Here is a 15,380-nt window from a genome sequence, read left to right as displayed (position 1 = left end):
AGTCTTTAAAAACAGACTGATAGGGGGAAAACAAAATGATGAAATACTTGCAGCGCATTGGTCGTTCGTTGATGCTTCCCGTTGCCGTGTTACCGGCTGCGGCGATTTTGATGGGGATCGGGTATTGGATCGACCCGTCCGGCTGGGGGGCGGATAGTCCGATTGCCGCTTTCCTGATCAAGGCAGGGGCATCGATCATTGATAATATGGCGATTCTATTTGCTGTCGGTGTCGCACTCGGGATGGCAAAGGCGAAGGATGGATCGGCGGCACTGAGCGGATTGGTCGCGTATCTCGTTATTACCACATTGCTGTCGACGGATTCCGTTGCGTTGTTACAAGGGATAGAAAAAGAGGCAGTGAATCCCGCTTTCGATAAGATTGGAAATCAATTTGTCGGAATCTTGTCGGGGATCGTAGCGGCAGGTATGTACAATCGTTTCAGTCATGTGAAGCTACCGGATGCTTTTGCCTTTTTCAGCGGGAAACGATTGGTGCCGATCATGTCCGCAATCGCCATGCTCGTCGTTTCAGGCGTGATGCTGTTTGTATGGCCGGTCATCTATACAGCGCTTGTTTCCTTCGGGAAGGAAATCAGCGGGCTTGGGTTTACAGGCGCAGGTTTATATGGGTTCTTCAATCGATTATTGATTCCCACCGGATTGCATCATGCGTTGAATTCTGTGTTCTGGTTTGATGTTGCCGGAATCAATGATATCGGGAACTTCTGGTCTGGCACGGGTGAAAAAGGTGTGACGGGAATGTATCAGGCTGGATTCTTCCCTGTCATGATGTTTGGTTTGCCGGCAGCTGGTCTTGCCATTTATCATGCAGCGAAACCAGGTAAGAAAAAGCAGGTTGCTTCCCTGATGCTTGCAGCAGGTTTTGCTTCCTTTTTTACAGGAGTGACAGAACCTCTTGAATTTGCCTTCATGTTCGTGGCGCCGGCTTTATATGTAGCTCATGCCGTGCTGACCGGATTATCCCTTGCGATTGCATCCTTCTTCCACTGGACGGCAGGTTTCGGATTCAGCGCAGGGTTTGTCGATTTTGTCCTGAGTTCAAGGCTTCCCCTGGCCAATCTGCCATATATGCTGCTGATTCAAGGTCTCGTATTTGCTTTCCTATATTATTTCTTATTCCGTTTTATGATTTCGAAATTCAATCTGATGACACCTGGGCGTGAAGAAGAAGGGGAAGAAGGAGAGATGGCTCCTATTCTCACAGGAGAAGACAAGTTCGCAGTCATGGCAGCAGAAATCTATGCCGGCCTCGGCGGAGATGAAAATGTTACCTCCGTTGAAAATTGCATCACCAGATTGAGAGTGGAAGTGAAGGACATGGAGATTGTGGACCAGGAACGGATCAAAGCAACGGGGGTCCCGGGGATCCATGTGGTGGGGGAAAATAGCCTTCATGTGATTGTCGGGACGTCTGTGCAGTTTGTGGCAGACGAGATCGAGAGGATTCGGGGGTAAGGTCTTTCTTTCTCTGAAACTGCAAAAATCTCTCCAATAGTCTATACTTTATCTTATAGAATTTTTTCCCGGAAAGGTTTTTTACCCATGACGAAACTGAAAGAATCGGATTTATATCAGCCGATCCAGAAGCATTTTCATAAACAGGGATATCAGGTGAACGGTGAAGTGAATGACTGTGATCTGACGGCGATGAAAGAGGGGGAGCTGGTGATTGTGGAGCTGAAGCTTTCCTTGAATATCGAGCTCCTCATCCAGGCAACGAAGCGGCAGCGGCTGACGGATCTTGTGTACATTGCGATTCCGAAACCGAAGCGCCTCAGGTCGAAGCGATGGAACGATATACGTCATTTGGTCAGGCGTCTTGAACTTGGTCTTATCACGGTTTCCTTTACGACAAAGACGCCAAAGCTTGATTTTGCCATTCATCCGGAAGCCTTTGACCGAAAGAAGGTTATGCGAAATAGCAAAAAGAAGCGGGCATCCCTGGTGAAGGAAATCGAAGGCCGCAGTGCGGATTACAATGTAGGCGGCAGCAATAAAACGAAGATCATGACCGCTTATAAAGAGAGCTGCATACACATCGCCTGCTGCCTGGAAAAACACGGACCCATGTCCCCGAAGAATTTAACAAAGCTGGGGACGGGCGACAAAACCCCGTCCATCCTCCAGAAGAACTATTACCGGTGGTTCGAAAGGGTGAAAAGGGGCGTGTATCAAATCACGGATTCCGGCAGAGAGGAAATGCAAAAGTATCCTGAACTTGTAAGCTATTACTCACAGAAAATAGAAGAAAATCAAGAAGGGTCTGCTCCCCGGTAACCGGATGGCAGGCTCTTCTTTGCTTCTCACTACTAGTACCGGTGTTCTTCTCATATACATAACGTTAGAGAAGGAACCCGGGAGGATAAATGATGAAAAAAAATATAGAAAATACAATCCGAAATATTCAACAGCATCTTCTGCAGATGCAAAATGCAGAAGGAAGCTGGTCCTTTTGTTTTGAAAATAGCGTGATAACGGATGCGTATATGATCATTCTTCTCCGCTCACTGGAGGCGGATGAGGAAGAACTGATAAGCAAGCTTGTGAACCGGCTTTGGAGATTGCAGACAAGGGAAGGGACGTGGAAGCTCTTTGACGATGAGAGGGATGGGAATCTGTCTTCAACCATCGAGGCGTACTTTGCCCTGAGATTCAGTGGAATGGTTGCAAAGGAGGATAAGAGGCTCCAGCAGGCCGAACGGTTTATAGAGAAAAATGGCGGGTTTCACAAAGCTCACTCCATTACGAAGTTCATGCTGGCTGTTCACGGTCAATATGACTGGAAGCATCTACTGCCGATCCCCATTCAATTCCTGTTGATCCCGAAAATATTCCCTGTTAACTTTTGGGATCTGAGCAGCTATGCCCGAGGTCACCTGGCTCCGTTGATGTTGCTGAAAGATCTTCGGTTCCAGTTAAGAACAAATGATACACCGCAAATACAAGAACTTTCCCGATTTATCAGTGAAGTGAGGTACAGTCAACGGGAATTGAAACTATTTTCAAAAATCAATGAGGGCATCCAGTCACTTGCGAGCATTCCATCCCATCTTCATCAACAAGCCAGACAGTTTGCCCTCGAGTATATGCTGCAGCGATTGGAAAGGGACGGGACCTATCTCAGTTACTTCAGCACGACCTTCTATATGATTTATGCCCTGTTGGCACTGGGGTACAAAAAGAGTGATCCCGTCATTGTGAAGGCTGTGCAAGGGTTGAAAGAGATGGCTTGTGAAACGAAGAATGGACTTCATATTCAAAATTCACCTTCAACTGTTTGGGACACGGCCCTTATCAGTCATGCCCTGCAGGAATCGGGGGTGGGACCTGATGAACAGTCCATAGAGGGATCAGTGGATTACCTTGTCAGGATGCAGCACTTCAAGTATGGGGACTGGGCTCTTGAGAGTGGTGTAAGGCCCGGAGGATGGGGCTTTTCGGAGAGCAACAGCATTCACCCTGATGTGGATGATACAACAGCGGCTCTGAGGGCCATTACGTATGCTGCAGCGGGTAACCCACATATCAGGCCATCTTGGGACCGCGGTCTGGATTGGATACTCGGCATGCAGAACCGGGATGGCGGTTTTCCGGCTTTTGAAAAAAACAAGACGAAATCGATCCTCACTTCTTTTCCGATGGACGGGGCAGAAGCGGCAGCCATCGATCCATCCACCCCTGATTTAACGGGAAGAGCGTTGGAGTTTCTTGGCAGACAGGCAGGATTGAACAACGATCACCCCCAAGTGAAAAAGGGCGTGGAGTGGTTAAAACTGATGCAGAAGGACGATGGATCCTGGTATGGTCGTTGGGGTGTCTGCTACATCTATGGGACATGGGCGGCCATCACGGGGATGAGAGCAGTGGGGGTCTCATCATCTGATAAATATCTTCAAAGGGCTAAGAAATGGTTGGAAAGCATTCAGCAAAAAGATGGGGGATGGGGGGAGTCCTGCTACAGCGATCAAGAAAAGACATTCGTGCCTCTTTCCTTCAGTACCCCTTCACAAACAGCGTGGGCCTTGGAATCACTGATTTGTATCGAAGACAAACCGACCCCTGCGATTGATTTGGGAATGATGGCACTTCTAGATATGATGAGTGGAACAAAGGGCATTACAACCCAAACATACCCAACGGGAGTCGGCCTTCCGGGAAACTTTTACATTCATTACCACAGTTACCAATGGATTTGGCCTTTGCTCACCCTCAACCGTTATAAAGAGAAATACGGTTGAGGTCCGTCCCTCAAAGCGGTAAAATAAAAAGTGAGAATTTTCTAACAAAAGGTGGTGTGAAGGTGAAACTGGATTCGTTCCCTTATCCCTTTAAGGGTGATGTGTATCGGTATTCAAATAATTCGGTTCCGCTGGAGGAAGCGGGTTGTGTCGAGGTTACCTCTTCTTATCGGGAAGAAATCAAACTTAAACGGGCACTGTTATCCCGCCATCCCAAACGATGCTTCCAGTCCCTGCCGCACACATGGAAAGGTCAATGGGAAATCACGGAGCTTGTCATTCAACATCTCACCCAGTTCTACCCTGAAATGTTTACCCTTGAAATAAAAGAAGATGCATGGACGTTCCGTAACCATATTCTGAATGAGAAGACAACTTTTATCCCAGGTGATGATTTGTCTCTATCCATGGAGCCCCTTGATTTTATCGGTAGGCACGTACAAGAAGACCTCATCTTCATGATGGAGCGGGACGGGGATCTGTTCCTGGATGCGGGACAGCTGTGTTTTCCTGCAAACTGGTCCCTTGCGTTCAATACGGGGATGAGCTTCAAGGAAATACACGGACCGATTCCCGGGTTTAATGGAGAGGGTCTGGATCAGCGGATATTCACATTCTTAATGAGGATGGAAGCGGGAGATCCATGGGTAAGGAGGAATTGGTCGCTAATGGCGGGTGATCGCCTGGACACTTCTCTCGAAACGTTTGATGAGTGGGGAGAAGGCCGAAGAAATGTGACAAGGGAAAATGTGGGGGAATTCGTGCACGTAAGGGTGGAGGTGCAGAAGCTTTTTAGGTTACCGGGTTCGAATGGGCTGCTTTTTACCATCCATACTCATCTATCACCACTTAAAGAATTTACGAAGAATCAGAATTGGACGGAAGAGTTTTATCATATTCTGCAGGAACTTCCTGATCATATTGCGGACTATAAAGGGATCTCCCTATTTAAGGAAGAGGTCATCAAGTACTTGAAGGGAAAGAGGGAGAGGAATTGAAGACCATCATGCAACCTTCGTTCGTGCCTTCTAAACGGAAGTATTTATTCTGTGGTGATCGAGTCGGGATGGGAATACTGGAACCTGTGATGAAAATAGTCAATAAAGTACATCTCCCTTCTCAATTCGTATTGGTGGAAGATAAGGAAAAAGCAGATATCTCTTGTTGGCTGAAGAACCAAAAAATGGGGAGTTATTTATACATCGCAGTGGAATGGAGCAGGCTCCCGAATTTTAAAAGAATGGCAGGGGTCAGTGGTTTTTCCGACGACGAAGCACAATATATCGGTCACGGAGTCAGGTTCATCAATGTGTACTGCTGTAAATGTCAGAAGAAAACGAAAGTGAACGGAGAGCTGCCCGATGCCTTCACGACCTGTCCACATTGTCACTTGAAATTATCTGTTTCAGATCATTATTCTAAGCGAATGGAATCCTATCTCGGGTACCCGGCATTGATCCAATCGGAATAAGGAGTGATTACGGTTGAATCTAAATAAAACCATCGCCGTCAGAGTACAGTCGGTCCATCAGGAAACACCATATGTCAAACGGTTTTCACTAACGCCAGCTTATAATGAACTTCTCCCTCCTTTTAGCGGGGGGTCCCACATCACAACGTATATTGAGACAGGAGGGGAGACGATTGCACGATCTTATTCCCTTACGAATCCACCCGGTCAAAGGGACACCTACCAAATCGCCATTCGGCTGAATGAACAATCCACAGGCGGGTCCCGTTATTGGCATGAACAGGTGAAAGTAGGAGATACTCTCCGCATCAGTCCTCCACAGAATCATTTCCCATTGAGCTTTCGAGGGAAGCATCATGTTTTCTATGCAGCTGGAATCGGGATCACGCCTTTCCTTTCCATGATGGCAGAACTTAAAAAAGAGAATCGCTCCTTCGAGCTTCATTATGCGGCAAAGTCCGAAGAATCCTGCCCGTTTTTTACATATTTAAAGAAAGTGTATCCCCATGAGAGTCATTTTTATTTTTCAAGCGAAAGGAGATTGAACGACCAGAGCCTCTGGGAGCACAGAATAGGGACTCATGTGTATTTTTGCGGTCCAACTTCTTTTATCGATGAATTCACTGCAAGTGCCCTGACAATAGGATATCCCCGATCAACCATTCACTTTGAACGTTTTGCTCCACGGCAGACATTGAAACGTCAGGATTTCTTGGTAGAAGTAGAAAACGGTCCCACCCTTAAAGTGCGAAAGGACAGGACATTATTGGAAGCCCTTCTCAAGGCAGGGGTCAATGCGCCATATTCATGCCGGGTCGGTCGTTGCGGAACTTGTGAGGTGAAGGTATTGGAGGGGGAAGTCGATCACGGTGATTCTTTCTTGAGTGAAAGTGAGAGGAGTGAACACCACTCGATATTAACATGTGTTTCCAGGGCAAGGCAGGAGAAATTGCGGATAGCATTGTCATAAGGCGAAAGTGATAAGAAATACAGAAGAAGACCCGGAATGAATCCGGGTCTCTTCATTTACTTACCGAGCATCGCCATAATCCCTTTATAGATTAAGAAGAGTGAGAATACGAGGATAGCTAAAATACCGATGATGTCTGTTACCGGTGACACGCTTTCTAAAAATGTTCCGTTAAGTGGTACCCTTAACAATGCGAAACCGGAAAGAATACCTGCTAATAACAAAAGAATGAATCGATCCATTCTAATCGCCTCCTTTCACGATAGTATATGAAGGAGGGATTGGGAAGTTGAACCCAATAATGGGAGTGTTTTCATTCATACATCATGCAGGGATCATTCCAATTCGTAATAACTGATTTCATTCGCCATCTTTTCGGATGCGAGCTCGAACCCCTTTTCTGTTTGGCCGGTTTTGACATAATATAAAAAGAGTTGTCTTTCATAATGCTGGTACATCAACTGACTGCCCGTCCTTTTAAAGTGGGGGAGGGCGGTTTGCTCCATATATGTATAGAGTTCTTCTTCATTTCTTTGCAAGGTAAGCAGATAGATTTCAAAGAACACAAAGCTGGGATCCTGGTGCTCCCTGGCTTTCTTCAGCCCGCTGTTTGCCAGGTGAATGAGCTCTTCTTCAGGAAGAAGATTCCCTTTCATACAGGAAAGGATATATCCACTGAGTGTGACTAAGTAAGAAGAAGCAGGGGTACTCTCTGTAGTGAGATCCAATGCCTTTTCATACGATTCCTTCGATTCCTTATATCGTTTTCTTCGGAAATATTCAAATCCAAGGTTGTTGTGGATTTTATGGGCCCTTTCCATGGAGTTGACAGATTCACAGACTCTGAGAAGTTTATCATACTGTTGTTTGGTCTTTTCCATGTCAAAAGGTTCTTTCGCGTTCAATTGAATCAATATGAGAATTTCTGAATCAATGACTCTGAGGATGTTCAGTGTTTTTTGAAAAAACTGCAAGGCCCTTTGGCCGTAATAATAGGCAAACGTATTGGAGTGGATGGAATGATAAGCTGTTGCCAGATGAAAATAATATTCAGCATTCGGGTATTCATCATCGATTTGCTTCAAGGCTTGTATGCAACGGTCGAATTTTCTTGTTGAAAAATAATAGATTCCTTTTACATGTAATAATAAGTTGTGTTCATAAGGGGAAAGGGAGTCTTGTTTCGTTTTAATCATCTTCAGGATTTCATTAGCTTTAGGAGGGTTATCCAAGAACAGATGATACCTTGCTAATAATAAATGATATTGAAAGAAGAAATCGGATAAAAATCGTAAAGGCTCTTGTTCGATTTCTGATTTTAGTTGATGGATTTCATTGGTCCGGATCATGATGATCGCATCGTTCCATTTGGCCAATGTATGCTGCAAGGATTCATATCGCGAACGTTCCGCTAACATATCGACTCCGAGCCTTTTAGCAAGTAAATCGGTGATTTCACTTGAGTATTCTGTGATACCCCTTTCGATTTTACTTAGATGTGTAGTGGAACAGATCCCCTGTGCAAGCTGCTCCTGGGTCAATCCTGATTCTTCCCGATGAAATTTAATCAATTTACCTTCAATCATAGTACACCTCGGAGTGAACATTTTATTATCCATTATAGGAAAAATATTCACGTTGTTCCATAGGGTTCGGACAAGACGGAGGTCTGAAGGCAGAAACATCCAATAGGCTAAATGGCCTTTTCTTCTTCAAGCTCATCCTGCACTTCCTTCACCAAATGAGGGGAATCGTTGATGATCTTCCCGATATAGAAGAATCCCGCAACGGTGACACCCGTCATGATCCAGCTGAACGCCTGGCGCAGAATGATCCCTTTATCAAATGCCTCTACACCATACTCCAAAATGAGCCATGCTTTCACACCGGCGAGGATCCCGCTCCTTAGTGCAAAGCAAAGCGTGATCAATTGAAACAAGATATACAGAGGTTTCTTATAGAAAAGTCTCTTACTAAACGTACGGTCATGGCCTTGGAGCTCTGCGAAATCAAGACCGAAGTACAAGGTGATGGGCCTTCTGACGACCATGGTAACGAAGAAAAATAAACTGATCCCGGCAGCGTAATAGACATTATTCCAAAGAAGCTGTAAAGATGAACCGGCCAGTACGTCTATCAGGGTACCGACAATCAAGGTGAACAAAATAAACAGGCCGAATGTATTCACTTTCTTCATCTCGACGAATCGGTAGACGGTATAAATGATCCCGGGAACAGAAGACAGGAGCATGGCGTAATAATCCCCGGTGTAATCCCTCAAGATATTCCAAACAAAAAGAGGAAGGGCGACATAAATCATCAGATCCAATAGTACGATATTCTTCTTCACTTCTATCACTCTTTCTTTTTTTCTTATACAAAGAGTACGGTTCTCAAAAGGACAAAGTTTTAAATAAATGGATAATGATCAAAAATGAAGTCGATTTCTATTTTATGGTGTGTTTTGTTTCAGGATGAAATCCATCGTACCACCAACCGTTTCATCTTCCTTGAAAACATTGACATACAATAGAAGTCCTGTAAGTGTTTTTCCATTTTCAGAGATTTCTATATAGCTTTCATTGTTCTTGAGGTTTTCTCCGAGTTTGATCTCCTCAGGCTGTTTATCCGGAATGAACATAAGATCCAGACGGTACCTTTTATTGGGGTCAGGCCATTTCAGGATGGTTAATTCAATCGATCCATCCTTCTCCACTTTCGCCGTAGAAGCAACGGCGATATCTTCAGGTTCAACCTGATAGGTCTGGATTTCTTCAAGTGATACCGTATCCTCATAGGGTTTGAGCATAATATACAAAACAGAGTCCGGCGGCAGGTCGGTGTTCCCCCTTATAATGATCTGATGTGGTTTAAACGAGACGGATGCATTTATCATCATATTTTTAGGATTACGGGGCTTTTCTTCCTTTGCGGTTGTGAAAGTAATCCTGCAACCTGCTAACAGACTAAATAGAACCAACATTCCCAGACCGATTAATAACCATTTAACCTTCATATTGGAGTCCCCTTCATCTCTTCGTTTTCAGAATAGTGTTTACAATTATATTACAGTATTGTAACATAAATATAGAAAAAATGTATCAATTTGGAAGTTGTGTGGAGGGATATTATGAAAAGGGTGTTTGAGATTCCCTTTCATTTTTTGGTTGTCGTGTTGGGATTGTATTTACTTAGCGGAATCGGTTCGCTGCTCGCATATGATACAGAGCTTTTGATTAACTTGGCAGCATATGGGGACAGACTGCAACAGACCTGGATTGACATTCTGCATCCCTCGTCGATTTATATTTATTGGGGCGATGGGAATAAGCAATACAGTATCACACACGTTTTTTCACAAACGTATTATTACTCTTTTCTCATTCTTTTCAGTTCTTTCTTCTTGGCGATTTGTCTGGCCGTACTCGTGAGTTATACCTTTATGTTATTGCCACGGAAATCATATCGTTTCTCTATTAAAATCGTCAATGTCCTGGATACTCTGCCGGATGTATTCATCGTCGTTCTATTTCAGCTTTTCATCATCTGGTTATTCAAAAAGACGAATCTGCTCGTGTTTGATATTTATGCCCTCGGTGAAGATCGCATTTACTTTTTGCCGATTCTTTGCTTATCGGTTTTGCCTGTAGTGTTTTTGCTGAAGCAGTTTTTGTTTCAGCTCAAGGAAGAAGAAAGTAAACCATATGTGGAGTTTTCTTATTCAAAAGGCTTCAGAAGGGCCTACACGGTTTGGCATCATCTGTTCCGGAATGTCTGGGTTCACTTCTTTTTTCATTTGAAGCCGATTTTTTTACTGATGCTTTCAAATCTATTGATCATTGAACTTCTCTTTAACATCAATGGCTTCATGCAGACGTTGCTGCGTACGGCTACCAGTTCACCTTCTGCATTTTTCCTCGGGATGCTTCTGATTTTTGTTCCGTTCTTTATTGTGTTCACAATCGGGTCCATGATTCTATCAAAATGGCTGGAAGGAGGGGAGCAGAATGAATAGATGGATGGCCAAACGTTTGGCACTGCCTATCCTTATACTGGCCGGCTTCATTGTCATCAGCTTCCTGGTTCCGGTAATGAACCCTGGTTATGACGAGGTAGTGGATTATCTCTCGGATGAAAATGGTAGAGTAATAGCGGCCCCGCCGTTCACCCCTGGCGAAATGCCTCCTCTCGGGAGTGATAAACTCGGGAGAAACTTTCTGCTTCTACTATTAGTAGGCGCGAAGTACACGGTTTTTGCGGCATTGGCCATTGCATTATTACGAATGGTGTTGGGGTTTTTCTTTGCCGTACTCTACACATTCCTCCCCGGATTTGTGGGGCGATTCATCAAGGGGCTGGGGGAGTCATTTCAATATATCCCCCTTGTCATCATCGTATTTGCGCTTCTGGTCCCACTCGAAGGGGCCTTTCATTCAGAGATCCTCCCTTCCAACCGGTACTTCTTCATTCAAGTGATTGCGATTGCGGCTGTGACAGTCCCGTCTCTTGGAATCTATTTGGGAGAAGAGATGAAGCTTTTTATGGGAAATGAATTCATCCAGGTGTCACGCTCGATTGGTGCAGGCAGGTTCCACCTGTTCAAACAGCATCTGCTGCCCCAGTTCAGAAGGCACTCGATCGTATTATTTTCAGAACAGGTTTCCCAGACGCTTGCCCTGCTCATCCAGCTCGGCATCCTTCATATGTGCCTCGGAGGCTTGAAAATCGCAAACTTCGGTATCATGGAAACCATTCCGGTATATTTCTCTGAAACGAATGAATGGGCAGCAACGATTGCCATCAATATTCAGCAGATCTTCCTGCGTCCGATGCTTGTGGTCGTTCCACTGACCTTATTCGCCGTCTTGATCCTATGTGTGAACTCGATCAGTGCCACTTTACGGAGATCACTCATTGAAGGTGAAGGGAGTAGGGTGAAGAAAAAGGTGAAAGAAGAAATTTTGGAAAAGAAGATTTCAGTGACGAAAGATCTTTTTACGTTGAAACAGTAGGATAAAATGGGGGTGAAGAAAAAAGGGAACGAAGATCTCCATTTATATAAAAATAGGAGATTCGCCTAATTTATTGAAACTTTTTCATCTTCAGATCCGTATATAGTAGTGTAGCCGGCACTTTTATGTAAATTAAATCAGATACCTGATTTAAAAATTGTTGAGAGGGGTTGTCAGAATGCTAGGATCATTGAGTGTAATTGGATTTTTCGTTTTCCTGATTCCTGTTCTGGTTATTGCAGCAATCGTGGGGATCGCATATTACTTCTGGATGAGGTTCCGCTATCGTACGGCGAAATCGAACCAGGCATTGATCATTACCGGACCGAAACTGGGGGATCCTGAGAAGGAATCGAATATTTTCACCGACCAGGAAGGCCGTTCCATGAAAATCATCCGTGGTGGGGGATACAGATTAAGACGTTTCCAGACGTCCACTCCTGTTAATCTTACATCATTCCAACTGAAACTATCGACACCAAGAGTGTACACAAACGGAGGAGTTCCGATCGTGGCCGATGCCGTGGCCATGGTAAAGGTTGCCGATACCTTGAACGGGATCGCCAACTACGCCGAGCAGTTCCTCGGCAAGGATCAAAAAGAAATTGAAGATGAAATCATCGAGGTGCTGGGAAGTAACCTCCGCGCGATTCTTTCAAAAATGACCGTGGAAGACATCAACAGCAACCGGGAAAAATTCAATGCCGATGTGTCGGAAATCGCCCAGAAACAGCTTGACCTGATGGGCTTTAAAATCACGTCACTCGGTTTGACGGATATCCGGGATGCTGACGAGCAAAATGGATACTTAGAAAATCTTGGTCGCCCGCGTATCGCAGAGGTGCGGAAACAAGCTGAAATCGCTGAAGCGAACACAGAACGTGAAACACGTATTCACCGGGCTCAAACTGACCAGGAAGCGAAAGAAGAAGAATACAAACGTCAAATTACGATTGCAGAATCGAAAAAGGAAAAAGACATCAAAGATGCTGCCTTTAAAGAAGAAACCGAACGCGCAAGAGCGAAATCCGAACAGTCCTATGAGCTTGAAAAAGCGAAACTTGCCAAGGAAGTAAAAGAAGAAGAGCTGACCCTTCAATTTCTTGAACGGGAGCGTGCGGTTAAGCTTGAAGCGGAAGAATCCAAGGTCCGTAAAACAAAAGCCGATGCAGATTATTACGAAACGACTCGTAAAGCGGAAGCCGAAGCTCGTAAATCGGAAATCGACGGGGAAGCAAAAGCGAAGATCCGCCGGGAAGAAGGGTCTGCCGAAGCCGATGTCATCCGTGAACGCGGTAAAGCCGAAGCTGAATCCCGTAAACTCCTGGCTGAAGCTATGGAGAAACACGGCGATGTCATCATCACCGAGAAACTCATCGAAATGTTGCCGGTGTTTGCTGAGAAGATCGCTCAGCCTCTGAACAATATCGATTCAGTCAAGATCATCGATTCAGGTAACGGCCAAGGGGTTCCTTCCTTTGGTAAAAGCATCACCAGAACGATGCTCGACATGCAGGAGCCATTGCGTGAAATGACAGGCATCGATGTGGGGGAATTACTGAAGTCGTATGCAAACAGGACGCAACCGACCCATTACCAGCCTGCTATTTCCGAGTCAGGAGACAAGGAAGCAGCAGCTTCGAACGAAGTGGAAGAAAAAGAGTTTGAAGAAGCGGGTCAGGGAAGTAAATAAGATATCAGAAAAGGTGCCAGGCACGGAATGAAGATTCTGTGCCTGGCACCTTTTAGTATTGGAAGTGGAGTTCAGCTGCTGAAATAACGGTGAAAATCAGCAGCTGAAAACTGCGGGAAATTCAACAGTCAAGCAAAAAACAACCGAACCGTCCAACTCCACGTTTCATCACTCCAAACCCACCTCGATATGCCGGCAATCCCCGACATCGAACAACCCTAAATCCGTCAGCTTCAATTCCGGGATCACAGGCAGAGTGAGGAAAGAGAGGGTTAAAAACGGATTAAAGTCCCCGGAGAATCCCAATTTGACGAAGGCATCCTTCAACTGATGAAGTCCCTTTGCAACGTCTTCATAGTCCCCTTCAAACATTAAACCTGCTATGGCTAGAGGAAGGGTGGCAATGGTCCGTCCTTCCTTCACCATGACAAGGCCGCCGTTCATTTCTTCCAGTGCCTTTACAGCCGTTAGGATATCCCCATCATTGGTGCCCGTTGCCACAATGTTATGGGAATCATGGGCAATGGTGGTGGCAATGGCTCCATCCTTCAATCCGAAACCTTTGACGATGCCTAATCCAATGTTGTCAGTGTGGTTATGTCTTTCCACGACGACGATTTTGAGGTGATCATGAATAGGTGAGGATTTGAAGCTTCCGTTTTCTACTTGTATCGTTTCGATTCGTTTATTTGTTCGAAGCTGATTGGGATTAATTTCAATAATATTCGCTTTTTTTGCAGCCCCGATTTTGATTGTCAGATCTTCTTCAGTAATGTCAGGAATATGGACTGTTGACGTCAGGGATGAGTCAGGATGTGTTTTGACAATCGTATTCCCAATGTACTGCCCATCCTTAGCTACCGCTTTTCCAGCTTTGAACACATCAGATATGGTCACTGTTTCAAGGTTTTCAAGCAGGACGAAATCCGCTTCATAGCCAGGGGCAATGGCTCCTTTGTGATGAAGGCCGTAACATTCGGCGGCATGCAGGGAGGCCATGGCAATCGCCAATATTGGATCGAGGCCTTCCCCGATGGCTAACCGGATATTATGATCGATACTGCCTTCTTCGATTAAGTCATCCAGATGTTTATCATCTGTACAAAAGAGGCATCGGCGTGCATTTCTATCATTGACGACACCGATGAGAGACGAGAGATCCTTTGCGACACTCCCTTCCCGGATCAAAAGGTACATCCCCCTCCGCAGGCGTTCCTTTGCTTCTTGAACGGAGGTACACTCATGATCGGTCCGGATGCCCGCTGATTTATATACATTGATGGCATTCGTATCAAGACCAGCCAGATGGCCGTCCATATTGTGGGTGAATGATACGGTGGCGGTGATTTTGTCCACAATCGAGTCTTCCCGTTTTTGCAGAGATGGATAATCCATCACTTCGGCAAGTCCGAGGACACGTTCATGCTGATAAAAAGGTATCAACTCATGTGCTGTCAAAGTGGCTCCTGAATGTTCAAAAGGTGTGGCAGGGACACAGGAAGGAAGCATGGTGAAGACGTCTAATGGAATGTGTTCTGAATCGTCCAGCATGAACTGGATCCCATCTTCACCGGACACATTGGCTATTTCATGTGGATCAGTGATGACGGTCGTGACGCCGTGCGGAAGAACGACTTTTGCGAACTCAGAAGGGGTGACCATGGAGGATTCGATATGGACATGTGCGTCGATAAAGGAGGGACTGATATATTTCCCCATTGCATCAATCACTTGTGTTCCTTCGTACTTCCCGATACCGACAAATATCCCGTCCGTTATCGCGACATCTCCGTCCATGATTTCCAGATTGAAGACATCGATGATTTTCGCGTTTTTTATGACTAAGTCTGCAGGGATATCTTTATTGGCCGCTGCAATCCGTTTCTTTAGTGATTCTTTTTGTGTACTCATGTGATCCTCTCCTTATCGAATAGAAAAACCCCGGGATTCATCCGGGGTTTGACTTAAAGAGA

General features: G+C 45.3%; 14 protein-coding genes. 9 read left to right on the top strand and 5 right to left on the bottom strand.

The window, feature by feature from the left end:
- The first annotated feature begins 35 nt into the window (after positions 1-35).
- The 6 genes from nagE (at position 36) to N5C46_RS08410 (ending at position 6,702) form a co-directional block, all read left to right on the top strand.
- Positions 36-1,478: an N-acetylglucosamine-specific PTS transporter subunit IIBC gene (gene nagE / locus N5C46_RS08435; RefSeq protein WP_261751655.1), complete on the top strand. Its 1,443-nt coding sequence runs from the start codon at positions 36-38 to the stop codon at positions 1,476-1,478.
- Between the two features lie 87 nt (positions 1,479-1,565).
- Positions 1,566-2,300 carry a DUF2161 domain-containing phosphodiesterase gene (locus N5C46_RS08430; protein WP_261751654.1) on the top strand — a complete coding sequence of 245 codons (735 nt, stop codon included), beginning with the start codon at positions 1,566-1,568 and terminating at the stop codon, positions 2,298-2,300.
- A 92-nt stretch (positions 2,301-2,392) separates the two neighbouring features.
- Positions 2,393-4,261, top strand: a complete 1,869-nt coding sequence (shc, locus tag N5C46_RS08425) for a squalene--hopene cyclase (RefSeq protein WP_261751653.1) — start codon at positions 2,393-2,395, stop codon at positions 4,259-4,261.
- Positions 4,262-4,323: 62 nt separating this feature from the next.
- Positions 4,324-5,259 (top strand): heme-dependent oxidative N-demethylase family protein, encoded by a 936-nt coding sequence (locus N5C46_RS08420; protein WP_261751652.1) that lies wholly within the window; start codon positions 4,324-4,326, stop codon positions 5,257-5,259.
- A complete protein-coding gene (locus N5C46_RS08415) occupies positions 5,256-5,732 on the top strand; it encodes a dimethylamine monooxygenase subunit DmmA family protein (protein ID WP_261751651.1) in 477 nt (158 codons plus the stop codon). The genes N5C46_RS08420 and N5C46_RS08415 overlap by 4 nt, the downstream gene beginning before the upstream one ends.
- A 13-nt stretch (positions 5,733-5,745) precedes the next feature.
- The gene (locus tag N5C46_RS08410) at positions 5,746-6,702 is read left to right on the top strand and encodes a PDR/VanB family oxidoreductase (protein WP_261751650.1); all 957 of its coding nucleotides are present in this window, start codon (positions 5,746-5,748) and stop codon (positions 6,700-6,702) included.
- 56 nt (positions 6,703-6,758) lie between these two features.
- Here the strand turns inward: N5C46_RS08410 and N5C46_RS08405 are convergent, their stop codons facing one another.
- The 4 genes from N5C46_RS08405 to N5C46_RS08390 all read right to left on the bottom strand — a co-directional run bounded on the left by N5C46_RS08405 (position 6,759) and on the right by N5C46_RS08390 (position 9,718).
- Complete coding sequence (locus N5C46_RS08405; protein WP_261751649.1) at positions 6,759-6,944, bottom strand: hypothetical protein; 186 nt, start codon at positions 6,942-6,944, stop codon at positions 6,759-6,761.
- A gap of 93 nt (positions 6,945-7,037) precedes the next feature.
- Complete coding sequence (locus N5C46_RS08400) at positions 7,038-8,288, bottom strand: helix-turn-helix domain-containing protein (RefSeq protein ID WP_261751648.1); 1,251 nt, start codon at positions 8,286-8,288, stop codon at positions 7,038-7,040.
- Positions 8,289-8,395: 107 nt separating this feature from the next.
- Positions 8,396-9,052: a VC0807 family protein gene (locus N5C46_RS08395; protein WP_261751647.1), complete on the bottom strand. Its 657-nt coding sequence runs from the start codon at positions 9,050-9,052 to the stop codon at positions 8,396-8,398.
- Between the two features lie 102 nt (positions 9,053-9,154).
- Entirely contained in the window at positions 9,155-9,718 is a 564-nt protein-coding gene (locus tag N5C46_RS08390; protein ID WP_261751646.1) for a hypothetical protein, read from the bottom strand.
- A 114-nt stretch (positions 9,719-9,832) separates the two neighbouring features.
- On the opposite strand from N5C46_RS08390, the gene N5C46_RS08385 reads away from it, so the two are divergent.
- From N5C46_RS08385 to N5C46_RS08375, 3 genes are all read left to right on the top strand, one after another.
- Positions 9,833-10,717 (top strand): ABC transporter permease subunit, encoded by an 885-nt coding sequence (locus tag N5C46_RS08385; RefSeq protein WP_261751645.1) that lies wholly within the window; start codon positions 9,833-9,835, stop codon positions 10,715-10,717.
- Entirely contained in the window at positions 10,710-11,714 is a 1,005-nt protein-coding gene (locus N5C46_RS08380) for a hypothetical protein (protein WP_261751644.1), read from the top strand. Before N5C46_RS08385 ends, N5C46_RS08380 begins: the two co-directional genes overlap by 8 nt.
- 178 nt (positions 11,715-11,892) lie before the next feature.
- Positions 11,893-13,407: a flotillin family protein gene (locus N5C46_RS08375; RefSeq protein WP_261751643.1), complete on the top strand. Its 1,515-nt coding sequence runs from the start codon at positions 11,893-11,895 to the stop codon at positions 13,405-13,407.
- A 168-nt stretch (positions 13,408-13,575) separates the two neighbouring features.
- Here N5C46_RS08375 and ade read toward each other — a convergent pair whose 3' ends face one another.
- Complete coding sequence (gene ade / locus N5C46_RS08370) at positions 13,576-15,318, bottom strand: adenine deaminase (protein ID WP_261751642.1); 1,743 nt, start codon at positions 15,316-15,318, stop codon at positions 13,576-13,578.
- Between the last annotated feature and the right edge of the window lie 62 nt (positions 15,319-15,380).

The sequence above is a fragment of the Rossellomorea vietnamensis genome (assembly GCF_025398035.1).
Taxonomy (GTDB): domain Bacteria; phylum Bacillota; class Bacilli; order Bacillales; family Bacillaceae_B; genus Rossellomorea; species Rossellomorea vietnamensis_B.
This window is presented reverse-complemented; position numbering and strand designations above follow the sequence as displayed.